This window comes from Microbacterium invictum (genome assembly GCF_014197265.1).
Lineage (GTDB): Bacteria > Actinomycetota > Actinomycetes > Actinomycetales > Microbacteriaceae > Microbacterium > Microbacterium invictum.
Map to the genome: position 1 here is coordinate 2193775 of NZ_JACIFH010000001.1, position 23538 is coordinate 2217312.

General features: G+C 69.7%; 25 protein-coding genes. 9 read left to right on the forward strand and 16 right to left on the reverse strand.

All coding sequences use genetic code 11. The features are described from left to right. Positions 1-57: 57 nt before the first annotated feature. The 4 genes from BKA10_RS10180 to BKA10_RS10195 are packed head-to-tail and all read right to left on the reverse strand — an operon-like array spanning position 58 to position 5584. Positions 58-2415 (reverse strand): beta-xylosidase/alpha-l-arabinosidase, encoded by a 2358-nt coding sequence (locus tag BKA10_RS10180; RefSeq protein WP_183499790.1) that lies wholly within the window; start codon positions 2413-2415, stop codon positions 58-60. 29 nt (positions 2416-2444) lie between these two features. Continuing rightward, a complete protein-coding gene (locus BKA10_RS10185) occupies positions 2445-3314 on the reverse strand; it encodes a carbohydrate ABC transporter permease (protein WP_183499791.1) in 870 nt (289 codons plus the stop codon). A gap of 1 nt (position 3315) precedes the next feature. Continuing rightward, complete coding sequence (locus tag BKA10_RS10190; protein WP_183499792.1) at positions 3316-4284, reverse strand: carbohydrate ABC transporter permease; 969 nt, start codon at positions 4282-4284, stop codon at positions 3316-3318. Between the two features lie 4 nt (positions 4285-4288). Next, complete coding sequence (locus tag BKA10_RS10195) at positions 4289-5584, reverse strand: ABC transporter substrate-binding protein (RefSeq protein ID WP_183499793.1); 1296 nt, start codon at positions 5582-5584, stop codon at positions 4289-4291. A gap of 136 nt (positions 5585-5720) precedes the next feature. Between BKA10_RS10195 and BKA10_RS10200 the strand changes: the two genes are divergently transcribed. After that, positions 5721-6938, forward strand: coding sequence for an ROK family protein (locus BKA10_RS10200; RefSeq protein WP_183499794.1), 1218 nt, complete (start codon positions 5721-5723; stop codon positions 6936-6938). Here the strand turns inward: BKA10_RS10200 and BKA10_RS10205 are convergent. Continuing rightward, entirely contained in the window at positions 6904-7599 is a 696-nt protein-coding gene (locus BKA10_RS10205) for an SDR family oxidoreductase (protein WP_183499795.1), read from the reverse strand. The two genes, BKA10_RS10200 and BKA10_RS10205, sit on opposite strands and share 35 nt — an antisense overlap. 145 nt (positions 7600-7744) lie before the next feature. Here BKA10_RS10205 and BKA10_RS10210 point away from each other — a divergent pair, with 145 nt between their 5' ends. Further along, a complete protein-coding gene (locus tag BKA10_RS10210) occupies positions 7745-8170 on the forward strand; it encodes a GIY-YIG nuclease family protein (protein WP_248199330.1) in 426 nt (141 codons plus the stop codon). A gap of 22 nt (positions 8171-8192) precedes the next feature. Here the strand turns inward: BKA10_RS10210 and BKA10_RS10215 are convergent, their stop codons facing one another. The 5 genes from BKA10_RS10215 to BKA10_RS10235 all read right to left on the reverse strand — a co-directional run bounded on the left by BKA10_RS10215 (position 8193) and on the right by BKA10_RS10235 (position 12520). After that, positions 8193-8732, reverse strand: coding sequence for a YaeQ family protein (locus BKA10_RS10215; protein ID WP_183499796.1), 540 nt, complete (start codon positions 8730-8732; stop codon positions 8193-8195). Between the two features lie 44 nt (positions 8733-8776). Then, positions 8777-9715, reverse strand: a complete 939-nt coding sequence (locus BKA10_RS10220) for a nucleoside hydrolase (RefSeq protein ID WP_183499797.1) — start codon at positions 9713-9715, stop codon at positions 8777-8779. A gap of 41 nt (positions 9716-9756) precedes the next feature. Next, positions 9757-11412 carry an MDR family MFS transporter gene (locus tag BKA10_RS10225; RefSeq protein WP_183499798.1) on the reverse strand — a complete coding sequence of 552 codons (1656 nt, stop codon included), beginning with the start codon at positions 11410-11412 and terminating at the stop codon, positions 9757-9759. Beyond that, complete coding sequence (locus tag BKA10_RS10230; protein WP_183499799.1) at positions 11409-12038, reverse strand: TetR/AcrR family transcriptional regulator; 630 nt, start codon at positions 12036-12038, stop codon at positions 11409-11411. Before BKA10_RS10230 ends, BKA10_RS10225 begins: the two co-directional genes overlap by 4 nt. A gap of 95 nt (positions 12039-12133) precedes the next feature. After that, positions 12134-12520: a VOC family protein gene (locus BKA10_RS10235; RefSeq protein WP_183499800.1), complete on the reverse strand. Its 387-nt coding sequence runs from the start codon at positions 12518-12520 to the stop codon at positions 12134-12136. Positions 12521-12682: 162 nt separating this feature from the next. Here BKA10_RS10235 and BKA10_RS10240 point away from each other — a divergent pair, with 162 nt between their 5' ends. The 5 genes from BKA10_RS10240 to BKA10_RS10260 all read left to right on the forward strand — a co-directional run bounded on the left by BKA10_RS10240 (position 12683) and on the right by BKA10_RS10260 (position 16702). Continuing rightward, complete coding sequence (locus BKA10_RS10240) at positions 12683-13033, forward strand: PadR family transcriptional regulator (protein ID WP_183501155.1); 351 nt, start codon at positions 12683-12685, stop codon at positions 13031-13033. Between the two features lies 1 nt (position 13034). Beyond that, positions 13035-13403: a DUF1048 domain-containing protein gene (locus tag BKA10_RS10245; RefSeq protein ID WP_183499801.1), complete on the forward strand. Its 369-nt coding sequence runs from the start codon at positions 13035-13037 to the stop codon at positions 13401-13403. Then, positions 13400-14155 (forward strand): ABC transporter ATP-binding protein, encoded by a 756-nt coding sequence (locus BKA10_RS10250; protein ID WP_183499802.1) that lies wholly within the window; start codon positions 13400-13402, stop codon positions 14153-14155. Before BKA10_RS10245 ends, BKA10_RS10250 begins: the two co-directional genes overlap by 4 nt. Continuing rightward, positions 14152-14916, forward strand: coding sequence for an ABC transporter permease (locus tag BKA10_RS10255; protein WP_183499803.1), 765 nt, complete (start codon positions 14152-14154; stop codon positions 14914-14916). Before BKA10_RS10250 ends, BKA10_RS10255 begins: the two co-directional genes overlap by 4 nt. A gap of 64 nt (positions 14917-14980) precedes the next feature. Then, positions 14981-16702, forward strand: a complete 1722-nt coding sequence (locus BKA10_RS10260; RefSeq protein ID WP_183499804.1) for an acyl-CoA dehydrogenase family protein — start codon at positions 14981-14983, stop codon at positions 16700-16702. Between the two features lie 22 nt (positions 16703-16724). Here the strand turns inward: BKA10_RS10260 and BKA10_RS10265 are convergent, their stop codons facing one another. After that, complete coding sequence (locus BKA10_RS10265; protein WP_183499805.1) at positions 16725-17057, reverse strand: DUF7882 family protein; 333 nt, start codon at positions 17055-17057, stop codon at positions 16725-16727. 65 nt (positions 17058-17122) lie between these two features. Here BKA10_RS10265 and BKA10_RS10270 point away from each other — a divergent pair, with 65 nt between their 5' ends. Then, positions 17123-17497, forward strand: a complete 375-nt coding sequence (locus BKA10_RS10270) for a DUF7882 family protein (RefSeq protein ID WP_183499806.1) — start codon at positions 17123-17125, stop codon at positions 17495-17497. An 8-nt stretch (positions 17498-17505) separates the two neighbouring features. Here BKA10_RS10270 and BKA10_RS10275 read toward each other — a convergent pair whose 3' ends face one another. The 5 genes from BKA10_RS10275 to BKA10_RS10295 all read right to left on the reverse strand — a co-directional run bounded on the left by BKA10_RS10275 (position 17506) and on the right by BKA10_RS10295 (position 23079). Then, positions 17506-18354, reverse strand: coding sequence for a transposase (locus tag BKA10_RS10275; RefSeq protein WP_183499807.1), 849 nt, complete (start codon positions 18352-18354; stop codon positions 17506-17508). 240 nt (positions 18355-18594) lie between these two features. Beyond that, positions 18595-19581 (reverse strand): type II asparaginase, encoded by a 987-nt coding sequence (locus BKA10_RS10280; RefSeq protein WP_183499808.1) that lies wholly within the window; start codon positions 19579-19581, stop codon positions 18595-18597. A gap of 56 nt (positions 19582-19637) precedes the next feature. Beyond that, positions 19638-20783 carry a peptidoglycan-binding protein gene (locus BKA10_RS10285; RefSeq protein WP_248199328.1) on the reverse strand — a complete coding sequence of 382 codons (1146 nt, stop codon included), beginning with the start codon at positions 20781-20783 and terminating at the stop codon, positions 19638-19640. Positions 20784-20935: 152 nt separating this feature from the next. Beyond that, the gene (locus BKA10_RS10290; RefSeq protein WP_183499809.1) at positions 20936-22297 is read right to left on the reverse strand and encodes an MFS transporter; all 1362 of its coding nucleotides are present in this window, start codon (positions 22295-22297) and stop codon (positions 20936-20938) included. Between the two features lie 134 nt (positions 22298-22431). Beyond that, positions 22432-23079, reverse strand: a complete 648-nt coding sequence (locus BKA10_RS10295) for a hypothetical protein (protein WP_183499810.1) — start codon at positions 23077-23079, stop codon at positions 22432-22434. Positions 23080-23226: 147 nt separating this feature from the next. On the opposite strand from BKA10_RS10295, the gene BKA10_RS10300 reads away from it, so the two are divergent. Beyond that, a complete protein-coding gene (locus BKA10_RS10300) occupies positions 23227-23427 on the forward strand; it encodes a hypothetical protein (protein ID WP_183499811.1) in 201 nt (66 codons plus the stop codon). Positions 23428-23538 lie beyond the last annotated feature (111 nt).

The following is a 23538-nucleotide window of genomic DNA, read 5'->3' on the forward strand; positions in this document are numbered from 1 at the left end:
ACACGCAGAAGGGCCGGGAGCGAAGATACTCCCGGCCCTGTCAAACCGCGGCCCCCGCTAGACGGAGGTCACCGCCACCGTGGGCGCGAGCGCACGGGTGTGGTCGACCACTCGCGTGTCGCCCACCACCCGGAGCGTGACGGTCGAGGCGAGATCTCCGCTGGAACGTCCTGCACTGAGGACGATCTCGCCGGCATCGACGATGCGCTCCATCGCACGTCCCGTGTACGCGAACAGGTCGGCCGACACACCGAAGCGCACCTCGACCGTGTCCCCTGCCGCCAGCGGTACGCGCACGTAGCCGATCAGGCGCTGCACCGGACGCGGGGTCTGGGCGACCGGATCGTGCACATACAGCTGCACGACATCGACCCCGTCACGGTCCCCCGTGTTCGTAACGCGCAGCGACACCGTGACGGTGCCGTCGGTCGCGATCTCCGAGACATCGGCCTCGAGGTCGGTGTGGGAGAACGTCGTGTACGTGAGACCGTGCCCGAAGGGGAAGGCGGCCGACGGGTCGATGTTCGAGACGCCGCTCTTTCGTGCCAGCGGCACGGCCAGGTAGGTCGACGGTTGCGCGCCGGCGCTGGCCGGAACGCTTACCGGGAGACGTCCGCTCGGGTTGATCCGGCCGGACAGCACGCCGGCCAGGGCGGGTGTGCCCTCCTCGCCGGCGAAGAAGGCCTCGACGATCGCCGCGGCATCCGTCACCGCACTGCCCAGCGCGTAGGGGCGCCCGGCGAGCAGCGTGACGACCGTCGGCGTGCCGGCAGCCACCACCGCGTCCATCAACTCCTGCTGGGCTCCGGGCAGTGTGAGGTCGGCGACATCGCAGCCTTCGCCGCTCGTGCCGCGACCGAACAGCCCCGCACGATCGCCCAGCGCGAGGATGACCACATCGGCCTCCCGCGCGGCTGCCAGCGCCTCGTCGAAGTCGCGCTCTCCGCCGTCGACGCTCGTGCCCTGCGCGTACGTGATCTCGGCGTCCGGAAACTCCCTGCGCAGTGAGTCGAGCAGGGTCGGCAGGGCGATCCCGGCCCCGAACTCGGGGTGATGGATGCCGACGTGCAGCGGGAAGGAATAGCAGCCCAGCACGGCATAAGGGTCATCGCCGTTGGGTCCGATGACCGCGATGCGCCGGGGCGAGCGCAGCGGCAGGGTGCCGTCGTTGTGCAGCAGCACGATGGCCTGCTCGGCGAGGCGGCGCGCGAGCGCGCGGTTGGAGGCCGGGTCGAGGTCGACCGTTCCGCGGACCTCGTCGGCACCGGCATCCATTCGCCCGGCGAGCACGGCGGGAACATACCCGGCGTCGCCGTCGAGGAGGCCGAGCTCGATCTTCTGCGCCAGCACGCGCCGCAGGGCCCGGTCGATGAGCGCTTCGGGGACCACACCCTCGCGCACGGCGGCGACCAGATCGGGGCCGAACGTCTTGCGGCCGGGGAGCTCGACGTCGATGCCGGCCTTCAGCGCCTGATGCGCGGCATCGGTCCAATCCTCGGCGACACCGTGCTGGGTCAGCAGGAACGCGATGGCGAAGTAGTCGGCCACGACGGTGCCGTCAAAGCCCCACGTGTCACGCAGCAGACCGGTCAGCAGCGATTCGTCGGCGGCCGAGGGCACGCCGTCGAGGTCGGTGTAGGAGTTCATGACGCTGCGCACGCCGCTCTCGCGGATGGCCATCTCGAACGGCGGCAGGATCACGTCGTTCAGCTCACGACGCCCGATCGACACGGGCGCGAGGTTGCGCCCGGCCTTGGACGCGGAGTACCCCGCGAAGTGCTTGAGCGTCGCGACCACACCGGCCGATTCGATGCCCTTCACATAGGCCGTCGCGATCGTGCCGACCAGCAGCGGGTCTTCGCCGATGGTCTCTTCGACCCGGCCCCAGCGCGCGTCGCGCACGACGTCGAGCACGGGCGCGAGGCCCTGGTGCACGCCCATCTTGCGCATGTCGGCGCCGATCCGCTCCCCCATCTCCTGCACGATCTCGGGCGACCACGAGGCGCCCCACGACAGTGGCACCGGGTAGGCGGTGGCGCCCCAGGCCGCGAAGCCCGCGAGACACTCCTCGTGCGCGAGGGCCGGAATGCCCAGCCGCGATTCGGCGACGATGCGCTGCTGCGTGCGCAGGAGCGAGACGGCGCCGGCGGCGGGGTCGACCGGGACCGTCCCGTACGTGCGGGTGAGCTGGCCCAGACCCAGCGGCGCGATGGTGTCGAGGTCGACGTCCTCGGTCATCTCGTTCTGGTTCGGTGCGACCTCTGCGCCGTCGTTGGACGCGGCGATCCAGATGCCGTACAGCTGGGCGATCTTCTCCTCGAGCGTGAGCTCGGCCACGAGGGCGTCGACCCGTTCGGCGGCCGGCCGCTCGGCGTCGCGCCACGGCGCGGCGGCTGAGGTTTCGTGCACCGGCATCCCTTCATTCGTAGAGGTATCGGACACTGTCATCCCTTCACCGCTCCCGTCAGGCCACCCACGATGCGCTTTTCGGCGACGAGGAAGAACGCCAGCGCCGGGAGCATGGCCAGCGAGGTGTACGCCAGCACGGCGCCGGTGTCTTGCGAGTACTGCGTCGAGAACTGCTGCACTCCCAGCGGCAGTGTCCACAGCTCCTGCGGCAGGCCTCCGGCGGCCATCACCAGCAGCGGCAGCAGGTAGGCGTTCCAGCTGCCGATGAACGCGAGCACCCCGACGGTGATGAGGCCCGGCATCGACAGCGGAAGCATGATCCGCCAGAAGAAGCCGATGCGGCTCGTGCCGTCGATGGATGCCGCCTCTTCGAGCTCGGCGGGAATCGCCTTCAGGAACGGCACCAGGATGATGATCGTGGTCGGCAGGGCGAACGCGATCTGCGGGATGATGACGCCCGCGAACGAACCCTGGAGCCCGATGTAGCGCAGCAGGATGCTCAGCGGCAGCGCGGCGACCGTCAGCGGGAACATGAGCCCGGCGGCGAACAGCGAATACAGCCCTGCCCGGCCACGGAACTCGTACCGGGCCAGGACGAAGGCCGCCATGATGCCGAGCACGACGACGCCCAGCGTGGTGAGGATGCCGACGAAAGACGATGAGAACAGCGAGCCCCAGAAGCGCGGAGACGTCAGCACGTTGACGTAGCTGTCGAAGGTCCACGGGTTCGGCCAGCCGGCCGGGTTCGCGTTGAGGTCGGCGGTCGTGCGGAAGCCGCTGATCCAGACGTAGAGCACCGGCACGACCGACACGATCACGGTGACGAACGCGACGAGGTAGACCCAGGGCTGCCCCCAGTCGAAGCCCTTGGAAGGCCTGGCGATGGTTGAAGTTGCGGTGGCCATGTCAGCGCACTCCGCTCGTGATGGCGCCGGCGAGATCGCGGCGCATGATGAATCGCTGATACAGCAGGGCGACGATGAGCGAGATCACGAAGAGGATCACGGCGATCGCGCTTCCGTACCCGGGCTGGCCCTGGCCGTACTGGATCATGTAGACGGCCATGGTGTTGGTCGCTCCGACCGGTCCGCCCTTGGTGGTCACCCACACCATGTCGAACAGCTGGAGCGAGCCGATCATCGACAGGAACACCCAGATGCGGATGGTGGGTCCCAGCAGCGGGAGAGTGATGTGCCACTGGATCTGCCACCAGCTCGCGCCGTCGATCTGCGCGGCTTCCTGCAGCTCTTCGGGCACTCCCTGGAGCCCGGCGAGCATGAGCAGGATCGCGAAGCCGGCGTACTTCCAGGTCAGAATGCCGAACATCACCCACAGCGCGATGTCGGGGTTGGCCAGCCACGGCTGGGTGAATTCGCCGAGGCCGACGGCCTCGAGCAGGGCGTTCACACCGCCGCGCGGCGACAGGAGGAGCTTCCAGCTCAGACCCGCGATGACTTCGGCCAGCACGTAGGGCACGAAGATCGCGGCACGTATGAAGGTGCGGCCGCGCAGCTTGCGGTTCAGCAGGAGCGCGATCGCGATCGCCAGCGGACCCTGCACGAGGATCGAGGCGAAGAGGATGGTGAAGTTGTTGCCGATGGCGCCCAGGAACAGCGAGTCGGTGAGGGCGCGGACGTAGTTGTCGAAGCCGATGAACCGCTCGAGCGGTGTGAGGCCGTTCCAGTTGAAGAAGCTGTAGACGGCCGCGAGCACGATCGGCAGGATCACGAACGTGAGGAACACGATCAGCGCGGGACCGGCGAACAGGCCGATCTCCAGCCACTTGCGGCGCGACCTCGAACGGCGGGTCTGGTGGGGACGTGTGGGGGCGGGGCCCGCGCTGAGCGCGGGCCCCGCCTGAGTAGTGCTGGTCATGGAATTACAGCGCTGCCGCCGTCTGCTCCAGCGTCATGACGATGTCCTCGGGCGTGCCGGTGCCCGCCATGAGGTTGACGATGGCCTGGTTCAGCGGGGTGCCGAACGTCGGGCCGAGGTCGCTGTCCAGCCACAGCTGGACATACGACGATTCGGCCAGGGCCTCGGCGATGAGCTTGAGGCTCGGGTCGGTGACCGCGTCGATCGCGCCCGGGTGGGTCGGGATGCCGGCGCCGGTGGCTGCGTAGCGGGTCTGCACGTCCTCGCTGAGGATGTACTTGAGCAGCTCGACGGCCTCGTCGGGGGCGTCGGCGCTCACACCGAAGCCGTCTCCGCCACCCATGGTGATGGTGGGGTCGCCGGCGGCGCCGGGGACGCTCACGAACGGGAACCAGCCCAGGAACTCGGGAACCTCAGCGTCGGGGGTAAGCGAACCGATCTGCCCCGCGTTCCAGTGCCCCATCAGCTCCATCGCCGCGTTGCCGTTGGCGACCATGCCGGCCGAGCTGTCGGCACCCTGCTGGCCCGACGTGGCGAGGAAGCCCTCGTTGAACGGCTCGGTGGCGACGAAGTCCTCGAGCATCTCGCCCGCCTCGACCCAGCACGGGTCGGTGAAGTCGAGCTCGGGGATGGCGGACTGCAGGGTGTCGGTCGAGCAGGCGGCGAGCGCGAACTGGTACCACCAGTGCGCGGCGGGCCAGAGGTCGGCCGCGCCGACGGCGATGGGCGCGGTACCGATCGCCTTGAGCTTCTCGTTCGCCTCTTCGAGCTCAGGAAGCGTCTCGGGAAGCGCTTCGATGCCGGCCTCGGCGAAGAGGTCCTTGTTGTACCAGAAGCCCTCGATGCCGAAGGTGTAGGGCAGTGCGAACTGCTTGCCGTCGACCTGCCACGGCTTCACGGTGGCGCCGAGCTCGCCCGCCGTGTCGGCGGTCAGTTCGGTCAGATCCTTGAGATGCCCCGCTTCGGCCTGGGCGCGGACCTCGCCGCCCGGCCACACCATGAACACGTCCGGGGCGTCGCCGCTCTGCAGCGCGTTGGGGATCAGGGTGCGCTGCAGGTCTTCGTTCTGATAGCCGGTGACCTCGACGGTGACACCCGGGTTGGCGTCTTCGAACTCGGCCGCGATGTCTTCCCACAGCCCCTTCTGCGGGTCGGTGGTGGCGTTGTGCCACCACGTGATCGTGACATCGTCGCCGGAGCTGCCGTTGTCGGTGGGTGCCGGGTCGCCGCCGCCGGTGCAGCCGGCCAGGGCGCCGATTCCGAGACCTGCGACCGCGATCACCGCGGACAGCCTCGTCATGCTGCGTCTGTTCATCTTCGAACCTTTCGAAACTTTCGACCGGGTTGTCGAAATGTGATTGGGCGCCTTCAGGATACGGGTCGCGCCTTTTGAGGTCAAGCCCAACAAATATGGCTCAACCGCTAGAGTTGTCCGGGTGAGTCAGCAGGTACGCACCGTCGAGTCCGTTCGCCGCACCAACCTCGCGCATCTGCTGCGCACGGTGCACCTTCACGGGCCGCAATCGCGTGCCGCACTCACCGAGCAGACCGGGCTCAACCGCTCCACGATCGCCGACCTGGTCGCCGAACTCGGGCGGCTCGGCTACGTCGAAGAGCACAGTCCCGGGCCGTCCGGACTGGTCGGGCGGCCCTCCCCCGTCGTGGCCATCGATCCGCGGGTGGTCGCCATCGCGGTCAACCCCGAAGTCGATGCGCTCGAGATCGCCGCCGTGGGCCTCGACCGCGGCATCCGCGTCGCCGAACGCCTCAGGCAGGACGACCTGCTCACTCCCGCCGAGACCGCCCGCCTGGTCGCCGAGTGCATCGGCCGGTGGCGGGGCGGCGTCCTCAGCGAGGCGCGCATCGTCGCCGTCGGACTCGCCGTCCCGGGTCTGGTGCGCGCCGCCGACGGCATGGTGCGCAACGCCCCGCACCTGAAGTGGATCGACGAACCGCTGCACGACGTGGTGGCCGATGCCACCGGCCTGCCGGTCGTCATCGGCAACGACGCGTCGCTCGGCGCGCTGGCCGAGCATCTGTTCGGCGCGGCGCGCGGGCACGACGACGTCATCTACCTCAACGGCGGTGCGAGCGGCATCGGCGGTGGGCTGATCGTGAACGGGATGCCGGTGGGCGGCGTCGGCGGCTACGCCGGCGAGTTCGGGCAGAACCGTCCCGGCATCGCCACGTTCGCCGACCGCCGTGCACGCGACGGCGTGCTCGAGGACGAGGTGAGCCGTTCGCGGCTGTTGTCGGCGGTGGGCCTCACCCGCGCCGACGACCGCGAACTCGCCGCCGCCCTGGCCGCCGCCACCGCACCGGACGCGACGGCTGAGATCGCGCGGGAGCGCTCGATCCTGGCGACGGCACTCGCGAATGCGGTCAATGTGCTCAACCCCTCGGTCGTCGTGCTCGGCGGATTCCTCGGCATCCTCGCCGAGCTCGACGTGGACGGGCTCGCGCAGGCGGTCGCAGCGCATTCGATGCCGGCGTGCGCGGAAGACCTGCAGATCCGGTCGGCAGAGCTGGCCGGAGACCGGCTGCTGATCGGCGCGGCCGAAGCGGCGTTCGAAGCCGCACTGTCGGACCCGGCCGGGTTCAGCGCGGACCCGGGCGGGTTCAGCGCGGACCCGGGCGCACCGTCAGATCGCTGATGACCGCATCGCGGGGCAGGTCGAGCGCGGTCAGGATGCCGGTGGCGACCGACTCCGCGTCGATGTACGCCGACGGGTCGTAGTCGCGTCCCTCCTGCTCGTGCACCTTCGCCTGCATCGGCGTCGCCGTGCGGCCCGGGTAGACGGTCGTGACCCGCACGCCGTGCGGCGCCTCCTCGCCGCGCAGCGCATCGGCGAGCGCCTTGAGCCCGTGCTTGGACGCGCCGTACGCCGCCCACTCGGGGTGGGCGTTGAGGCCTGCGCCGGAGTTGACGAACAGCACCTGGCCGCGTGCCGCGCGGACGCGCGGCAGCACGACGCGGGTCAGCTCGGCGGGGGCGACGAGGTTGACGGTGAGCTGGCTCGTCCAGGCCTCGAGCGGAAGGTCGGCGACGGTGCCGAGGTCGACGATCCCGGCGGCGTGGATCACCGAGTCGATCGCATCGGGCAGGCCGGCCGCGGCCACGGCATCCACTATCGCATCAGGGTTTCCCAGGTCGGCGACCACCGGGATCGATCCGGGGAATCCTGCGGTGAGCTCGGCGGCGCGGGCGGTGTCGCGGGCGACCAGGATGAGCCGGTCGCCGCGGGCGGACAGGCGCTGCGCGACCGCGTGGCCGATGCCTGAGCCGGCGCCGGTGAGCAAGTGGATCTGGGTCATGCTGCCATCCTCTCAATCCCCGGGCGGGGGCGGGACCGTCGGCGGGCCACCGCTGCCGCTCAGCAGTCGCTTGATGCCAATGCACTACGGCCGAACTGTGCTCAGGCGACTGCCGGATGTCGGCGCCCGGGCGTAGCCTGCGCGGGTGACGACGATCGGAGCACTGCCGGCGCCGTGCCGGCTGTGCGGGTGCACCGACGGCGTGCGGCGGTCAGACGGCTGGCGCTGCGCGGTGTGCGAGTGGCGCGTGGGCGACGTCCCCGATCCCGAGCTGCCCCTGCCGCGCGTGGACGTCGTGTACTACCTGCGCTACGCAGCGCGCGTGAAGATCGGCACCTCGACGAACCCCCGGCAGCGCCTGGGCGCGATCTGGCACGACGAGCTGCTCGCCTTCGAGCCGGGCGGGCGCGCCCTCGAGCACGAGCGCCATCAGCAGTTCGCCGACCTGCGTGAGGGTGGCGAATGGTTCCGCGCCGCGCCCGAGCTGCTCGCGCACGCGGCGACGCTGGCGAACGGCGTGGACCCGTGGCACACCTACGCGCGGTGGTTCAGCGCCGCATTGAGCCGATGACCCGGCGAGCGATCACTCCCTGCTACGGGATGCGGGTCTCGTGCACCGCAGAGGTCAGCGACGTGCCGTTCAGATCGACGTACAGCGTGCGCTCGGTCACCGAGACCGTGGCCGTGTTGCGACGCTCCAGGGCGGGCACGGCCGCGTCGATGAACCCGGGGTCGAAGCTGTACACCGCGATGTCGTCAGCGCGGTGGATCGTCTTGCTGGCCCACGCCGCGACCACCTTGAGCGGGTCTCGGTGCGTGTAGACGACGGTGCGGTCGGCGAGCTTGCTGCCGTAGTGCAGCCGGGTCGCATCGGGTGCGCCCACCTCGATCCATGCGGTGACGCGGCCGGTCAGGTCGCGCACCAGCACGGCCGGCTCGTCGGTCGACGAGATCCCGCCGCTGAAGCCGATCCCCTCCTCGTACTCGAGGCAGTACGCGAGGACCCGCGTCAGCATGTACGCATCGGTCTCGGATGGATGCCGGGCGACCCGCAGCATGAGCTCGTCGTAGACCCCGCGATCGACGTCCGCCAGCTGGATCGCGAACGTGTGGATCTGCGCACCGGTGGCCATGACGATCGAGCCTACGCGGCTTCGCCGTGCCCACTGGCGCCCCGCTACCTCAGCCGCGCGAGCGCCTCCCCGACCGACTCCCAGAACCGGTCGACGTCGAGGTCCGTCGCCACCCACGCGTTCGGCTCACGGTCGAGCACCCCGTCGAGGTCGACGCTGGTCGCACCGACGGTCTCGACGCCGGTGAGTTCGACGTCCAGCCGGGTGCGCACCCGTCGCACGACAGTGGGCTCGGCCACTGCGGCGACGGCCACGGGATCGTGCAACGGGCCATCGGGCAGGCCGAACACCTCGCCGTTTGTCCGGCAGAAGAAGTCGAGCAGCTCGTCGCCGAATGCCGCCGTCGCGGTGCCGGCGGCAGCGAGCTGCTCGCGCACGGCGGGCGTGACGAGGGCGGCGTGCGTCACGTTGAGTCCGATCATCGTGAAGTGGATGCCGGTCTCGAGCACGACCGCGAGAGCATCGGGGTCGACCCACGCGTTGAACTCCGCGTAGGGCGTCACGTTGCCCCGTTCGGTCGAGCCGCCCATCCACACGATCTCGCGGATCAGCGGCCAGGCTTCTGCGTGGTCGCGCAGCAGGATCGCGACATTGGTCAGCGGACCGGTCGCGATGACGGTGACCGGTTCGCCGGCCTCGCGCAGCACGTCCATCATCAGCTCGGTCGCGGTGCGCGGGTCGAGCGGCACGGTCGGCTCGGGCAGCTCCGGCCCGCCGAGGCCGTTCTCGCCGTGGATCCACTCGGCCGTCTGCAGTGCGCGCCCGAGCGGTCCGACGGCACCGGCCGCGACCGGCACATCCTCGACGCCCGCGACGCTCAGCGCGATGCGCGCATTGCGACTCGTGTGCTCCAGCGGCACGTTGCCGCCCACCGTGGTCACCGCCCGCAGGTCGAGTGCGGGGTGGCCCGCGGCGAGCCACAGCGCGAAGACGTCGTCGTGCCCCGGGTCGCAGTCGATGATGATCGGGATGCCGGTGCTCATGACTCCATCATGGCCCGCACACCCGGCAATGTGACCTCGGGCTATCGCCGCGGGCGCGCACCCCGGCCGGCAGGCTTCCCGCCGGCCGCGACGGTGCCCTCGCTCCCCGCGCGCTCCGCCGAATCGTCGTCGTGGTCGATGATGAGCTGTCCCTCGCTGATCGCATCGGGGGCGATATCGCGCTCGATGGTGGTCTTCAGCGGCACCTCGCGGATGAAGCAGAACAGGATGAGGCCGATGATCGCGAGCGGCGCCATCCACAGGAACAGCGGGGTGAGCGCGTCGTTGTAGCCGTGGACCAGGATGGAGTGCAGCTCATCGGGCAGGTCGAGCAGGCTGTGCGGGGTGAGCGAGCCGATATCGCCCACCTGTGCTGCCGCACCCTCGGGCAGGCGTTCGCCGAGGATGCTGATGAGCCGCACGGTGAACAGGCTGCCGATGACGGCGCTGCCCAGCGACGCGCCGATCTGCCGGAAGAAGTTGTTCGCCGCGGTGGCGGTGCCCACCATGCGGCCCGGGAACGAGTTCTGCACGATGAGCACGAGGATCTGCATGTTGGCGCCGAGGCCCATGCCCATTACGGCGATGTAGCAGCAGAACTGCCACAGCGGCGTCTCGGGGGTGATGGTCCCCAACAGCACCAGCGCGATCGCGAGGGCGGCGGCGCCGGCGATCGGCATCCACTTGTACCGGCCGTATCTGCTGACGAGCCAGCCCGTCCCGAGCGACGAGAGGAGCATCGCCCCCATCATCGGCACCATCAGCAGTCCGGCGACGGTCGCGTCGGCGCCGAAGGTCATCTGCAGGTGGGTGGGGAGGTAGCCGATGACGCCGAACATCGTCACGCCCACGAGCAGACCGCCGAAGGTCGCGAGATTGAAGTTGCGGTCGCGGAACAGCGCCGGCGGGATGATCGGCTCGGCGGCACGGCGCTCGGCGAACACGAACAGCACCGACAGCACGATGGTCGCGGCGATCAGGCCCAGGATGACGGGCGAATTCCAGGCGTAGTCGTTGCCGCCCCACGACGCCACGAGGATGAGACTCGCGGTCGCACCGGCGAGGGTCATCATGCCGAACACGTCGATCTTCGGCCGGGAGGTGCCCTTCGGCAGGTGCAGCAGAGTGATCGCGGCGATGAGGGCGACGATGCCCAGCGGAACGTTCATCCAGAACGTCCAGCGCCAGTCGACCTGCTCGGTGAGCCATCCGCCCAACAGGGGCCCGGCGACCGACGACACCGCGAACACCGCGCCCATGATGCCCATGTACTTGCCGCGCTCGCGGGCGGGGACGACATCGGCGATGATCGCCTGCGACAGGATGATCAGGCCGCCGCCGCCGAGCCCTTGCACGACGCGGGCAGCGATCAGCACGCCCATGTCGGGGGCGAGGGCGCCGATGACCGACCCGGCGATGAACAGCAGGATCGCCGCGATGAGCGGCGTCTTGCGCCCGATGAGGTCGCTCATCTTGCCGTAGATCGGCATCATGATCGTCGAGGCCAGGATGTAGGCCGTCATGACCCACAGCATCTGGTCGACGCCGCCGAGCTCTCCCACCATCGTCGGCATGGCTGCGCTGAGCACCGTCTGGCTGAGCGAAGCGAGGAGCATCGCGAGGATCAGGCCGATGAACAGGAGAATGATCCCGCGGCGGGTCTCGTGGGACTGCGGGCGTGGCGACGTGGCGGTCATGGCAGGGTGCGGAGGACCTCTCGGAGCGTGTGCAGGCTCTCGTCGAGCCTGCTGAGGACATCGGCGGGCTGGCCGCCGTGTTCGATGGTCTTGCGGATGCTGAGGCGCAGCGCGCCGGAGCAGGTCATCACGAGGATCTCGGCAGCCGCGTCGATGTCGTCGAGGTGGCTGAAGTCGCCGGCGGTGCGCATCCGCTCGGCCACCGCCGTGGCAGTGCGCTGCTCGACGCCGTGCATCCGCACCCACTGCCGCTGGATCAGGTAGGGATACTGCACGATCAGCGACCGGCGCTGTGCCACCAGGTCGTCGTCGTCGGGTGTGTAGACGCCCAGCAGCAGTCGCGACAGGTCGCTGATCAGATCGCCGGATGCCGCGGTGCGGAACTCGTCGAGCTCGGCGTCGCTGGGCAGGCCCTCGTGGAGCCCGACGATCGCGTCTTCTTTGGTCGGGTAGTAGTTGAAGAAGGTGCGCACCGAGATGTCGGCCCGGTCGCTGATCGCGGCGACGGTGGCTCCGTCGGGGCCGTGTTCGAGAGCGAGGTCGACGGCGGCGCGGTGGATGGCGTTGCGCGTCTCGCGCTGCTTGCGTGCCCGCAGTCCCTCGTTCTCCCTCGCGCCCGCACTCATCCGGCAATTATTGCACGTCATGCATTTCTGCACGACTGCAAATAGTCGCGCCCGAGATGCTCGCGGTCACCCAGACCCTGCAGAGCCGGCCATGATCACCGCTCCTGGACGATCATCCAGCGGTGACCGCTCGGGTCGATGATCGTCCCGACGAGACGGTCGTCGTCGGGGTCCGGCTCCCGCGTCACCGTCGCGCCGGCCGCGCGCACACGCGCCAGCGCGGCCGCACAGTCATCCACCTCGATGACCAGCGACATGGGCGCCCCTCGTCCGGCAGCCGGCGGTTCGACGCCGTAATCCGGGTAGCTCTCCGACAGGAAGACGAGGCTCTCGCCGATCGCGAACTCGGCGTGGCCGATCCGGCCATCGCTGTCCACCCACGGATCACCGCGCATCTCCGCGCCCAGCGCCTCGACGTACCAGGCGAGTGCCGCACGCCCATCCGCCACACAGAGATACGGGGTGACCGACTGCTCAGTCATGGCGCTCAGGGTACGCCGGTTCAGCCACGGCATCCACACCCGGTGACTGTGAGCGTCCAGAGCCCCGCACAGTCCGGCATCCACTATTCGGTCTTGCTAGGTACCGGTACTCGGTGTTACCGTCTACCGGTAATCAGTATCACCGAGTAGATGGGCGTCGCCATGGGCAATCAGATGACTGAGATGCTCAAGGGCACCCTCGAGGGCATCGTGCTCGCACTGCTGTCCGTGCGTCCCGCGTACGGGTACGAGATCACGGCGCACCTGCGCGACAAGGGGTTCTCGGACATCGTCGAGGGCACCGTCTACGCGCTGCTCGTCCGCCTCGAGCAGCGCGGCCTGGCCGACGTGGAGAAGGTCCCGTCCGAGAAGGGGCCGCCGCGCAAGGTGTACTCGCTCAACGCGCAGGGGCGCCGGCAGCTCGACGAATTCTGGGAGACGTGGGGCTTCCTCGCCGACCGCATCGCGCAGCTGCACACCGAACACTCCGAACACACAGAGGAAGGCAACTGACATGGTCGCCAAATGGATCGAGATCCTCACCGGGTCGCTGGATCAGAAGAAGCAGTACCGCCAGTACAAGGCGCGCATCGAAGAACTCGCAGAGCCCCACCGCACGGCCGCGAAGGCGATCGAGCGGTACCTCATGTCCTCGGCGATGGTCACCGATGGAGACACCCTGGTCACGATGCTCGGTGACCTGGCCGACCTGTGGGAGCGCGCCGCCGTCGACGGCACTGCGGTGCGCGAGATCGTCGGCGACGACCCGGTCGAGTTCGCGGAGAACTTCGCCCGCGCATACAGCGGAAAGCAGTGGCTCGACAAGGAGCGCGCCCGCCTGAACAAGGCGATCGACGACGCCGAGCGAGGCGAGCCGACATGACCGCGGCCATCCGGGTGCGGAGTGTGGAGAAGTCGTTCACGGACGTCTCCGTGCTGCGCGGCGTCGACCTCGACGTGGCGCGCGGCAGCATCTTCGCCCTGCTCGGCGCGAACGGGGCGGGCAAGACGACGCTCGTGCGCATCCTGTCGACGCTCGTCGAGATGGATGCCGGCAGCGCCACCGTCAGCGGCTTCGACGTCGCCACGCAGGCGCAGTCCGTGCGCGAGTCGATCAGCCTCACCGGGCAGTTCGCCGCCGTCGACGAGGTCTTGACAGGCCGCGAGAACATCTCGCTCGTCGCCCGGCTGCGGCACCTTCCCGATCCCGCCGCCATCGCCGATGACCTGCTGGCCAGGTTCTCGCTGATGGATGCCGGTGCGCGGCGCGCGGCGACTTACTCGGGCGGCATGCGGCGCCGCCTCGACATCGCGATGAGCCTCGTGGGTGACCCCGCGGTCATCTTCCTCGACGAGCCGACCACGGGCCTGGACCCCCAGTCGCGCATCGAAGTCTGGCAGACCGTGCGCACCCTCGCGGGCGCCGGCACGACGGTGCTGCTCACCACGCAGTACCTCGATGAGGCCGAGCATCTCGCCGACCGCATCGCGATCCTCCACGACGGGCGGATCATCGTCGAGGGCACTCTGGCCGAACTGAAGCAGGTGCTTCCGCCGGCGCAGGTCGAGTACGTCGAGAAGCAGCCCACCCTCGAGGAGGTCTTCCTCGCCCTCACCGCCAGGGAGCGATCATGAGCGCCACGCACTTCGTGAGCGACACCGGCATCCTCGCCGGGCGCTCGCTGCGCCACATCTTGCGCAGCCCCGACACGATCATCACGACCGCCGTCACCCCGGTCGCGATCATGCTGCTCTTCGTCTTCGTGTTCGGGGGCGCGATCGACACCGGTTCGTCGTCGTACATCGACTACATGCTCCCCGGCATCCTGCTCATCACGATCGCCTCCGGCATCGCGTACACGGCGTACCGCCTGTTCATGGACATGCAGGGCGGCATCTTCGAGCGGTTCCAGTCGATGCCGATCGCGCGGTCGAGCGCGCTGTGGGCGCATGTGCTGACTTCGCTGGTGGCCAACATGGTCTCGCTCGTGATCGTCGTCGGCGTCGCGTTCGCGATGGGCTTCCGCACCGGCGCCGGTGTCGGCGCATGGCTGGGCGTCGCCGGCATCCTGATCCTGTTCACGCTCGCCCTCACGTGGCTCGCCGTGGTGGCGGGCCTCTCGGCCAAGACGGTCGACGGCGCGAGTGCGTTCTCGTACCCGCTCATCTTCCTGCCGTTCGTCAGCTCGGCGTTCGTCCCGACCGACACCATGCCGGCGCCGGTCGCCTGGTTCGCCGAGAACCAGCCGGTGACGCCGATCGTAAACACGATCCGCGCACTGTTCGCCGGGCAGCCGGTCGGTGGCGAGATCTGGATCGCGCTCGGGTGGTGCGCCGGCATCCTCGCCGGGGCGTTCCTGCTCTCGATGGCGGTCTACCGGCGCAAGATCAGGTGACTCTCGGGAGGCGGTACTGAGTGTCATCTATACTGATCCTCAGTCTCACCCTCAAGGAGTTCTGATGGCCACGCCCCCGTACCAGCCGCCCGTCGCCGACTACACGTTCCTCTTCGGCGAGGCATTCGGGCTCGATCTCGTCGCCCGCGCGTCCGATGGCGAGCTGACGGCGATGGATGCCACGGAGATCGTCGCCGGCGCGGGTGAGTTCGCGGCATCCGTCCTCGCCCCCCTCGAAGCCGTCGGCGATCGCGAAGGCGCCCGGCTCGAAGACGGCCAGGTGCGCCTGCCCACCGGCTTCGCCGATGCCTATCGCGCGTTCGTCGACGCGGGCTGGATCACCGCCGAGGCCCCTGTCTCGGCCGGCGGCGACGGCCTGCCCGGCGCGGTGCGCGCGGGGCTCGGGGAGATCTGGAACGGCTCGAACGCCGCCTTCGCGCTGTGCTGGCTGCTGACGGCGGGGCAGATCCACGCGCTCGATGCCACGGCATCCGACGACCTGCGCGAGACCTACCTCACCAAGCTCGTCTCGGGCGAGTGGACCGGCACGATGAACCTCACCGAGCCGGCCGCCGGCACCGACCTCGGCGCGATCCGCACGATGGCGACGCCCCGCGACGACGGCAGCTGGGCGATCCGCGGGCAGAAGATCTTCATCACGTGGGGCGATCACGACGTCGCCGAGAACATCGTCCACCTGGTGCTGGCCCGCACCCCCGGCGCACCGGACGGCGCCCGCGGGCTCTCGCTGTTCGTCGCCCCGAAGGTGCTCGTGAACCCCGACGGCAGCCTCGGCGAGCGCAACGCGATCACCACGGTGGCCGTCGAGCACAAGCTCGGCATCCACGGCAGCCCGACCTGCGTGCTCGCGTACGAGGATGCGACCGGGTATCTCGTCGGCGATCTGCACGGGGGACTTGCCGGCATGTTCGTGATGATGAACTCGGCCCGCGCGGGCATGGGCTTCCAAGCCACCGGCATCTCGGACCGCGCCTACCAGCAGGCCGCGACGTACGCCGCCGAGCGTGTGCAGGGTCCGGTGCAGGGCCGCCCGGCCGGTGCGCCGGTCGCCGAGCACCCCGATGTGCGCCGGCTGCTGCTGTCGATGTCGAGCAAGATCTTCGCGATGCGGGCGCTCGGGGTCTACGCCGCCGACCTGCTCGATCGGGCCGATGCCGGCGGCGACGCCGCGCTGGCCGAGTTCTTCGTGCCGATCCTCAAGGGCTGGACGACCGAAGACGCCCAGCAGGTCACGAGCGATGCCATCCAGGTCCACGGCGGTATGGGGTTCATCGAAGAGACCGGCGTCGCCCAGCACTACCGCGATGCGCGCATCACCACGATCTACGAGGGTACGACGGCCATCCAGTCCAACGACCTCGTCGGCCGGAAGGTGCTGCGCAACGGCGGCGCCACCGTCGATGCGCTGCTCGCGCAGATCGACGAGACCCTCGCGCAGCTGCGCGGCGTCGACCACCCCGTCGCCGCGCGGACGGCAGACCGTCTGGACCGCGCCGTCGCCACCACGCGCCGTGCGACCGCGGACCTGCTCGCGTTCGCGTCGTCGCCCCGCGACGCGTACGCCGTCAGCGTGCCCTACCTCATGCTACTCGGCACCCTCGCCGGCGGCTGGATGCACGCGCTGGCCGTCGTCGCCGTGCTGCGGCACGAGACGCTGGATGAAGGGGATGCCGCGCGGCTGACGTCAGCGGACTTCTACGGCAGTCACCATCTGCCGCGCGTGCACGCCCTCGCCGACACGGTCGCCGGTGGGGAGATCGCGTAACCGCTGCCGAGGGATCGCCGGTTCAGGGGACGTCGTCGCCTGCGCGGGGGGCGGTGTCCTCGGGCGGCTCGGGCACGATGTGCAGTCCGCTCGGCGAGTTCGCCGTGACGGCCAGCGCTTCGATCCAGGCACGGTTGAGTGTCGGCGGACGGCTGCCGTAGTACTTGAACGAGATCGCCAGGCTGGGGCTGAGCCAGACCGACGTCCGCCCCTCCCCGACGCTCACATCGTCACGCCACGTGAACACGAAGCTCTCGCCCCGGCGGAGCTTGTTCGCGATCACGACCTGAAGGTGCGCGAGGACGCGGTCTTCGAGGTCGACTTTCGTACCGCTGTGGTAGGTGAGTTTGCCCATGTCGCGTCCATCCTGACACACGGCGAGGGACGCGCTGAGCACGCGGAAGGTTTAGTGTTTCGCACATGGGCACGATCTACTACGGCGGCTCGGCGACACCGATCCACATCGAGGACCGCATACTCGCGCATCTGAAGGTGGTCATCTCCACCAAGCTTCGCCGCGGCGAGAGCTTCACCGTGTCGTGGCAACACCCCGACGATCAGCCGCGCGGGCGCAGCACGATCTGGCTGCACCCCTCGATCCCCCTGCGGTTCGTCTTCGAGAACCCCGAGCCCCCGGCCCTCAGCCGCGAGTGGATCGCGAGTCTGGCCAACTCGGCGAGTTCGACCGGCGGCATCCAACTCGTCGCCGAGCATTTCGATCTGGATCAGGACGTGCCCGACAACAACGCGCCACAGGCGGTCGAAGTGTCGGACGACAACGACGGCACGGACTGATCGCGAGGTCAGCCGTCGACTCGTAGGCGGGCTTCTTCGGCGGCACGCTCGGCCTGCACCACCTCGTCGGCTGCGGCCGTGCGCTCCCCGTCGAGTTCTCCGGCCTCGGCGTGCGCTGACACGGCATCCTTCTCCACGCGTGCGAGCTCGGCCTCGAGCTTCTCGGCACGGTCGGACAGCTCTCGTGCCCGCTCCGCCGTTGCCTGCCACCTGCGGTCGACGTCGTCACGGCGGCGCATCGCGTCCTTGAGCCGGGACTCGGCCGATCGCAGGGCACGTTCGGCCTCTTTGCGCTCGCGGCGGGCGCGGACTTCATCGGCCGGCGGCGAGCTTCTCTCGGCCACCGCATCGATGTCACCGGCGAGGGCTCCCGCCAGGTCGACCGCGTCACTGCCCGATGCCTGAAGCGGCCGCACGAGCCGCCCCGAGGCCACGGCGGCCGCGGCCGCGCCGTCGAACATCGCGGCGTTCAGCGTCTCGACGACCGCTTCCAGCGTGCTCACGGTGATCCGTTCCCCGCGCTCGGCCGCGGCATCCCCGGCCTTCTTCGCGAGGCTGCGCACCAGCGCGCGACGCTCGCGGCTGAGCGTCGTGAGCGTGGCCGCGTCGAGGTCCGCCTGCGCCTCGCGCAGGGCCTCGGCCAGTTCCAGAGCTTCGGTGAGCTCGCCCGCGTGTTCGCGTGCGAACAGGTTCACGACCCACGCGGCCACGAGCGGCTTGCGGAGGGCGCGAATCTCGGCGGCGAATGCGGAATCCTCTGCCTCCTTCGCCCGGGCGTTGCGCGCCGCGGTGAACGCGTCCGGTGCCAGCGCATAGAGTTCGGCGGCGATGCCGTTGAGCTCCGGGGAGGTGGCCACCTGCCCATTGTGCCGCGCGCGGCATCCATCGGGCAGACTGCGACGCCGCCGGCCCGCCGGTGTGACATCGCGGAGTCGGGGAATCATCCCCCGGGGATGACGTCGCGTCAGCCGTGGAAGCGTTGGATGACGGTGACGTTACGCCGGCCGGCTGAGCAGCCGGGGGACCGGCGGGGTCTCGAGGTCATGGCTTCGACCTCCCCCGCCGGGTTCTCCGAACCCCCGCGGACGGCCCGCAACCTAGTACCGCAGGAACGCCTGCTGAATCGCAGCCGGTCCCAGGCCGCGCGCCAGGCAGAGCTGCAGCAGAACCCTGCTCTTCTGCGGATTGAGCTGGTCTGATGCCACCAGTCCGAGCCCGTCATCGTCCAGTTCGATGTTCCGGCCGACGTCGCCGCTCCCGACGCGCGAGCTGCGAACCACGGCCACACCGTCGCGGGCGACGTCCGCGAGAATCTCTGCCACCTCGGTGGACACGTTCCCATTCCCCATGCCGGCGATGACGATGCCCTGTGCGCCGAGGGATACGCTCGCACGCACGAGATCGGCGGGCATGTTCGCGTGCGCGTACATGATGTCGACGCGAGGCAGCGCGACGATGTCCGCCACGGTGAACTCGGTACTGCCGGTGTGCAGATGGGTCGGGCGACGGAAGTACCGGATGCGCCCGTAGCTCGCGGTACCCAGGAGCCCGGCGCCCGGCGAGACGAACGCCTGCACATCGGTGGTGCTGGACTTCGTGACGTCGCGCGCACTGTGGAGGTCGTCGTTGATGGCCACGATGACCCCGCGCCCCCGGGCATGCCGATCCGCCGCCACGCTGACCGCGTTGAACAGGTTGAGCGGGCCGTCTGCACTCAGCGCCGTGGCGGGGCGCATCGAGCCGGTCAGCACGACCGGACGTTCGGACCCGGTGACCAGATGGAGGAAGTATCCGGTCTCCTCGGCCGTGTCGGTGCCGTGCGTGATGACGATGCCGTCGGCCTCATCCGCCGCGAACACCGCGTCGACCCTCGCGGCGAGCCGGAGCCACAGCGCGTCGTTCATATCCTGGCTGCCCACTTGCGAGACCTGTTCGCCGGTCAACGTCGCCACATCGCCCAGACCGGGGACGCCGGCCATCAGCGCGTCGACGCTCAGTCCGCCCGAGCGATACCCCTGGGCGACCTGAGACGGCGCCGTGCCCGCGATCGTTCCGCCCGTCGCCAGAATGTGGACCCGGGTCATGGGCACCCCTTCCCACCGGCGGACGGCGAGCGCCGCGCATCAGGGCTCGATGGCATTCACGGTTCTTCGGTCGGAGTCGGGGTCGGCGTCGGAGACGGGCTTTCGGTGGGCTTCATCGACTCTTCACGCTCGGCGATCGCCTCGTGGAAGGCGGTGATGGTCGCGGCATCCACCGCTCCGGTCGGCTCGACGCCGAGCTCGGTCTGGAAGGCGACCACGGCGTCGGTCAGTGCCGGGGTCCACGCGCCGTCGACCGGGCCGTCCCAGAAGCCCAGGAGCTTCAGGGTCTGCTGGACCGCCGCTGTCGTCGCCAGTTCCTCCTGCGCCTCCGCTCCGCCCACAGCCAGCAGTTCGGCCTGCAGCGCGGCGGCCGTCGCGTTGTCGACGGTCCCGGTGACCGGCAGCCCATGCGCTTCTTGCAGGGCCTCGACGGCGCCGACGGTCTCCGGGCCGTAGACCCCGTCGACAGCCCCGCTGAAGTACCCGGCGTCTGCGAGATCCTGCTGCAGCGCCGCCACATACGCCGCCACGGCCGCTTCGGCCTGCACGGCCTGCTCGTCGGTGAGGCAGCCGGCGTCGGCGAACAGGCGCAGCCACGCCCACTCGAGGCCGACGGCGGCACTGTTGAACTGCTCCGATGCGACCGACAGTGGTGTCTCGTCGGTGACCGCTTCTTGAGCCGCGGCGAAGTCTGATTCGGCCAGCCTGACCCGGTCGACGGTGGCAGCCGGGGCAAGGGGGGTGGATGCCGGTGGCGTCCCGGTCACATCACCGGGAGCATCCGTGGCGCCCGCCTGAGCCAGCTCCAATTGCGCCTGCGCGTCGGCGAGCTCCTGCTCTGCGACGGCAAGACCCTGCTGCGCCTCCAGGGCCGCGTCGGCTCCCTCGAACGCGTCTTCGCGGGGATCGACGAGCTCCGCACCCGCCGCCCGGACGTCGCCGACGGTGGGAGCGGTGTCGTTCAGCACGTCGCCGTAGCGGTCGAGGGCCACGATGTACGTCTTGCTCGCTTCGCAGAACATGTCCGAGGCCGCGGCGAGATCGTCCTGGGCTGCGGCCACGGCCTTCTCTTTGGCGGTCACCTTCGCCTCGGCGCGGTCCACGCTGCTGACCTCGCCGGCGCACCCTGCCAGCGCGACCACGGCGAGCATTGCCAGCGCCGTGACCGTCGCGCGAGCGGCCCGGGCAGAGTGTTCGGTCACGAGCGTTCTCCCGCCGTGATGCGTCTCATCGTTGCCCCCTCCGGCATCGTGCGACGCCTCACGCGTCGACCCACGATCGACGCTATGAGCGGGCTGCGCTCTCGCGAATCATCCGTCGAGTGTGATTGTCGGTGCTCGGCGATCCGCAGCGGCTAGGGCAGCGCGACGACCTCGTCGTCACCGGCGCGCGGGGTCACGTCCTGCAGCGCCGGAGCGGTCTCCTTCATCGTCACGACGGCGGTGAACGTGATGACGCCGAGGGCGAGGAGGACGATGGCGGGTGCCAGCAGCGACTGGGTCGTCTCGACCAGCCACGTCAGCAGCACGGGGCCGAGGCCCCCCGCGATCGCGATCGCGGGGGCCGACCCGACGGCGAGGCCGCTGTAGCGGACCGCGGTGGGGAAGAGCTCGGCGAGCGCGGCCGACCCCGCACCCGCGAACGGCGCGAGCACGAGCCCGAGCAGCGCACCGCCGACGAGAGCGGCCGGCGCGTCGCCGCTGGTGAGGAGCAGGAACACCGGGAAGGCCGCCACGATCGCGGTGATGGGGGTGCACAGCATCACCGCCTTGCGCCCGACGATGTCCGACAGCGCGCCCAGGAACGGACAGAGCACGAGGATCACGAGCAGTCCCGCCATGCTCACGGACAGCGCCCGGATCGAGCTGACCCCTCCGACCTGCACCAGGATCGCCGGCACGAAGGCGGTCACCATGAGCATGGTGGTCGTCGTGGTGACCACGATCCCCGCGACCTGCAGCAGCTCGATGCTGTGGTCGGTCAGGGTCGCCCACAGCGGCATGCGTACGACGCGCTGAGACCGTTCGAGGGCGGCGAAGCTCGGGGTCTCGGTGGCTGCGAGTCGCAGGTACAGACCGATCAACCCGATCGGCAGGGCGACGAGGAAGGGGATCCGCCATGCCCACTCGGCCATCGCCGCACTGCCGAGGATCGAGGTCATGGCGGTGACCAGCGCCGCGGCCGCGATGGTGCCGAGTATCTGCGTGAAGAACACCCAGCTTCCGTATCGGCCCCGGCGCCGCGGGGTCGCATGCTCGGTCACGTACGCGATCGCGCCGCCGAGCTCACCGCCCGCCGAGAATCCCTGGAGCATGCGCGCGATCAGCAGCAGAACCGGCGCGACCAGGCCCAATGTCTCGAACGACGGCAGGAGTCCGATGGCGACGGTGCTCACCGACATCAGGAGGATGACGGCAGACAGTGCGCGGCGACGCCCCGTCCGATCGCCCAGATGCCCGAACATCAGCGCCCCGAGCGGACGGGTGATGAACGCGACGCCGAACACGGCGAAGGCCGCCATCAGACCGGCCCCGGGGCTCATGGACGGGAAGAACTGCGTCGCGATGATGGGTGCCAGGAAGCCGTAGACGCCGAAGTCGTACCACTCGACGAAGTTGCCCGCGGACGCGGCGATGACGGCACGACGCCGACCGTGCGGCTCAGGTGCGCGCGGCGCCGGGTCCGTCGCCTGCGGATGCCGATCAGGTGTCCCCACGAGCTCACACTACGACCGCACGCACCCGGGGCGGAAGAGAGCGTGGTCGATCCGTCGCCGATGCAAGCCGCTCGCCGACTGGCTGAGCAGGCTCGCGAACGCCCGGCTCACGCGGCTGACGTGGCGGGCGATGATCAGTCGGTGACGGTCAGTCGTGCGCGCGCGATGTTCTGGACGCGTGCGTGCGGGCTGATCGGGTCGGCCTCGGTCTGCGCCGCCACGCGTGCCGAGAGGAGGTAGGTTCCCGGTTCATCGAGGACGAGTTGCTGGTCGATGGCGAGCGATGGTGCGGGCTCGAGCGCGATGGGGTCGCCCAGTCGGCCGCTCCCGGTGAAGTCTGGCCGCACTTCGACCACGATGCCGCCTGCAGGTGCCTCGACGTCGAGATGGATGTCGAAGGACTCGCCGGTCCGGACGATCGCGTGGTTCCGCCCGTTGATCGTGAGCGTGGCGACGGGTTGCACGCCGCCACGCGCCTCGACGGAGGCCGGCAGCACGATCTGGCCGTCGGAGACGCGGTAGACCGAGGTCGGTGTCGGGTCTTCGTCGCGCTCGACCCACGCGACGAGTTGCCGCAGTGCTGTCTCGAGCGCACCCAGGTATGCGACGGTGCGGTCAGGGAACTCCTGCGGGTCGTCGTCACCGTGCAGGGCGTTGTCGATGAACCACAGCCGGAACCGGTCGTCCACGGTCGCTCGGAGGTGCTCCTGAACGCGAGCGCGATACCAGTAGGCCTGCCACGGGAACGCCTCGCGATCCAACAGGCAGGAGACGACGATCATCTTCCCGGAGATTCGTCCGGTCGGCAGCGTCCCTGCCGCCCCCTGAGTGAACAGCGGCCCGAGGAGCACGGGTCGCTGGGGGTAGAGGGGGGCGCCATCCTCGTCACGGAACTGGTCCCACACTGCGTACTCGGGTCCGGAAACCTGGTGACGGTCCCCGCAGCCTTCAGCGTCGCGCTGGGGCTCAAGGATCTGTCTCTGGTCCAGGCCGCCGCCGCCGAGACGTCCGCAGCACTGCCGACCGCCGGCATCCTCCAGGGGATCTTCGAAGACACCCTCGCCGACTCGGAGCTGTCCGAACTCGACTGGTCTGCGATGGCCGAGATCACGCGGCGACGCGAAGGCTGACGCCGCGCACTACGGGTCACCGACCAGCTCGGCGCTGATCCGACGCAGGTCCGCCAGCAGCGATCCGATGAGGATCCAGTGAGCGGATGCCGGCGGCCTCACCTCCAAGGG

Coding starts and splice junctions, on each gene's coding strand:
- BKA10_RS10180 (WP_183499790.1), bottom strand. CDS start 2,415: ATGCCGGTGCACGAAACCTCAGCCGCCGCGCCGTGGCGCGACGCCGAG.
- BKA10_RS10185 (WP_183499791.1), bottom strand. CDS start 3,314: ATGGCCACCGCAACTTCAACCATCGCCAGGCCTTCCAAGGGCTTCGAC.
- BKA10_RS10190 (WP_183499792.1), bottom strand. CDS start 4,284: ATGACCAGCACTACTCAGGCGGGGCCCGCGCTCAGCGCGGGCCCCGCC.
- BKA10_RS10195 (WP_183499793.1), bottom strand. CDS start 5,584: ATGACGAGGCTGTCCGCGGTGATCGCGGTCGCAGGTCTCGGAATCGGC.
- BKA10_RS10205 (WP_183499795.1), bottom strand. CDS start 7,599: ATGACCCAGATCCACTTGCTCACCGGCGCCGGCTCAGGCATCGGCCAC.
- BKA10_RS10215 (WP_183499796.1), bottom strand. CDS start 8,732: ATGGCCACCGGTGCGCAGATCCACACGTTCGCGATCCAGCTGGCGGAC.
- BKA10_RS10220 (WP_183499797.1), bottom strand. CDS start 9,715: ATGAGCACCGGCATCCCGATCATCATCGACTGCGACCCGGGGCACGAC.
- BKA10_RS10225 (WP_183499798.1), bottom strand. CDS start 11,412: ATGACCGCCACGTCGCCACGCCCGCAGTCCCACGAGACCCGCCGCGGG.
- BKA10_RS10230 (WP_183499799.1), bottom strand. CDS start 12,038: ATGAGTGCGGGCGCGAGGGAGAACGAGGGACTGCGGGCACGCAAGCAG.
- BKA10_RS10235 (WP_183499800.1), bottom strand. CDS start 12,520: ATGACTGAGCAGTCGGTCACCCCGTATCTCTGTGTGGCGGATGGGCGT.
- BKA10_RS10240 (WP_183501155.1), top strand. CDS start 12,683: ATGGGCAATCAGATGACTGAGATGCTCAAGGGCACCCTCGAGGGCATC.
- BKA10_RS10245 (WP_183499801.1), top strand. CDS start 13,035: ATGGTCGCCAAATGGATCGAGATCCTCACCGGGTCGCTGGATCAGAAG.
- BKA10_RS10250 (WP_183499802.1), top strand. CDS start 13,400: ATGACCGCGGCCATCCGGGTGCGGAGTGTGGAGAAGTCGTTCACGGAC.
- BKA10_RS10255 (WP_183499803.1), top strand. CDS start 14,152: ATGAGCGCCACGCACTTCGTGAGCGACACCGGCATCCTCGCCGGGCGC.
- BKA10_RS10260 (WP_183499804.1), top strand. CDS start 14,981: ATGGCCACGCCCCCGTACCAGCCGCCCGTCGCCGACTACACGTTCCTC.
- BKA10_RS10265 (WP_183499805.1), bottom strand. CDS start 17,057: ATGGGCAAACTCACCTACCACAGCGGTACGAAAGTCGACCTCGAAGAC.
- BKA10_RS10270 (WP_183499806.1), top strand. CDS start 17,123: ATGGGCACGATCTACTACGGCGGCTCGGCGACACCGATCCACATCGAG.
- BKA10_RS10280 (WP_183499808.1), bottom strand. CDS start 19,581: ATGACCCGGGTCCACATTCTGGCGACGGGCGGAACGATCGCGGGCACG.
- BKA10_RS10295 (WP_183499810.1), bottom strand. CDS start 23,079: ATGATCGTCGTCTCCTGCCTGTTGGATCGCGAGGCGTTCCCGTGGCAG.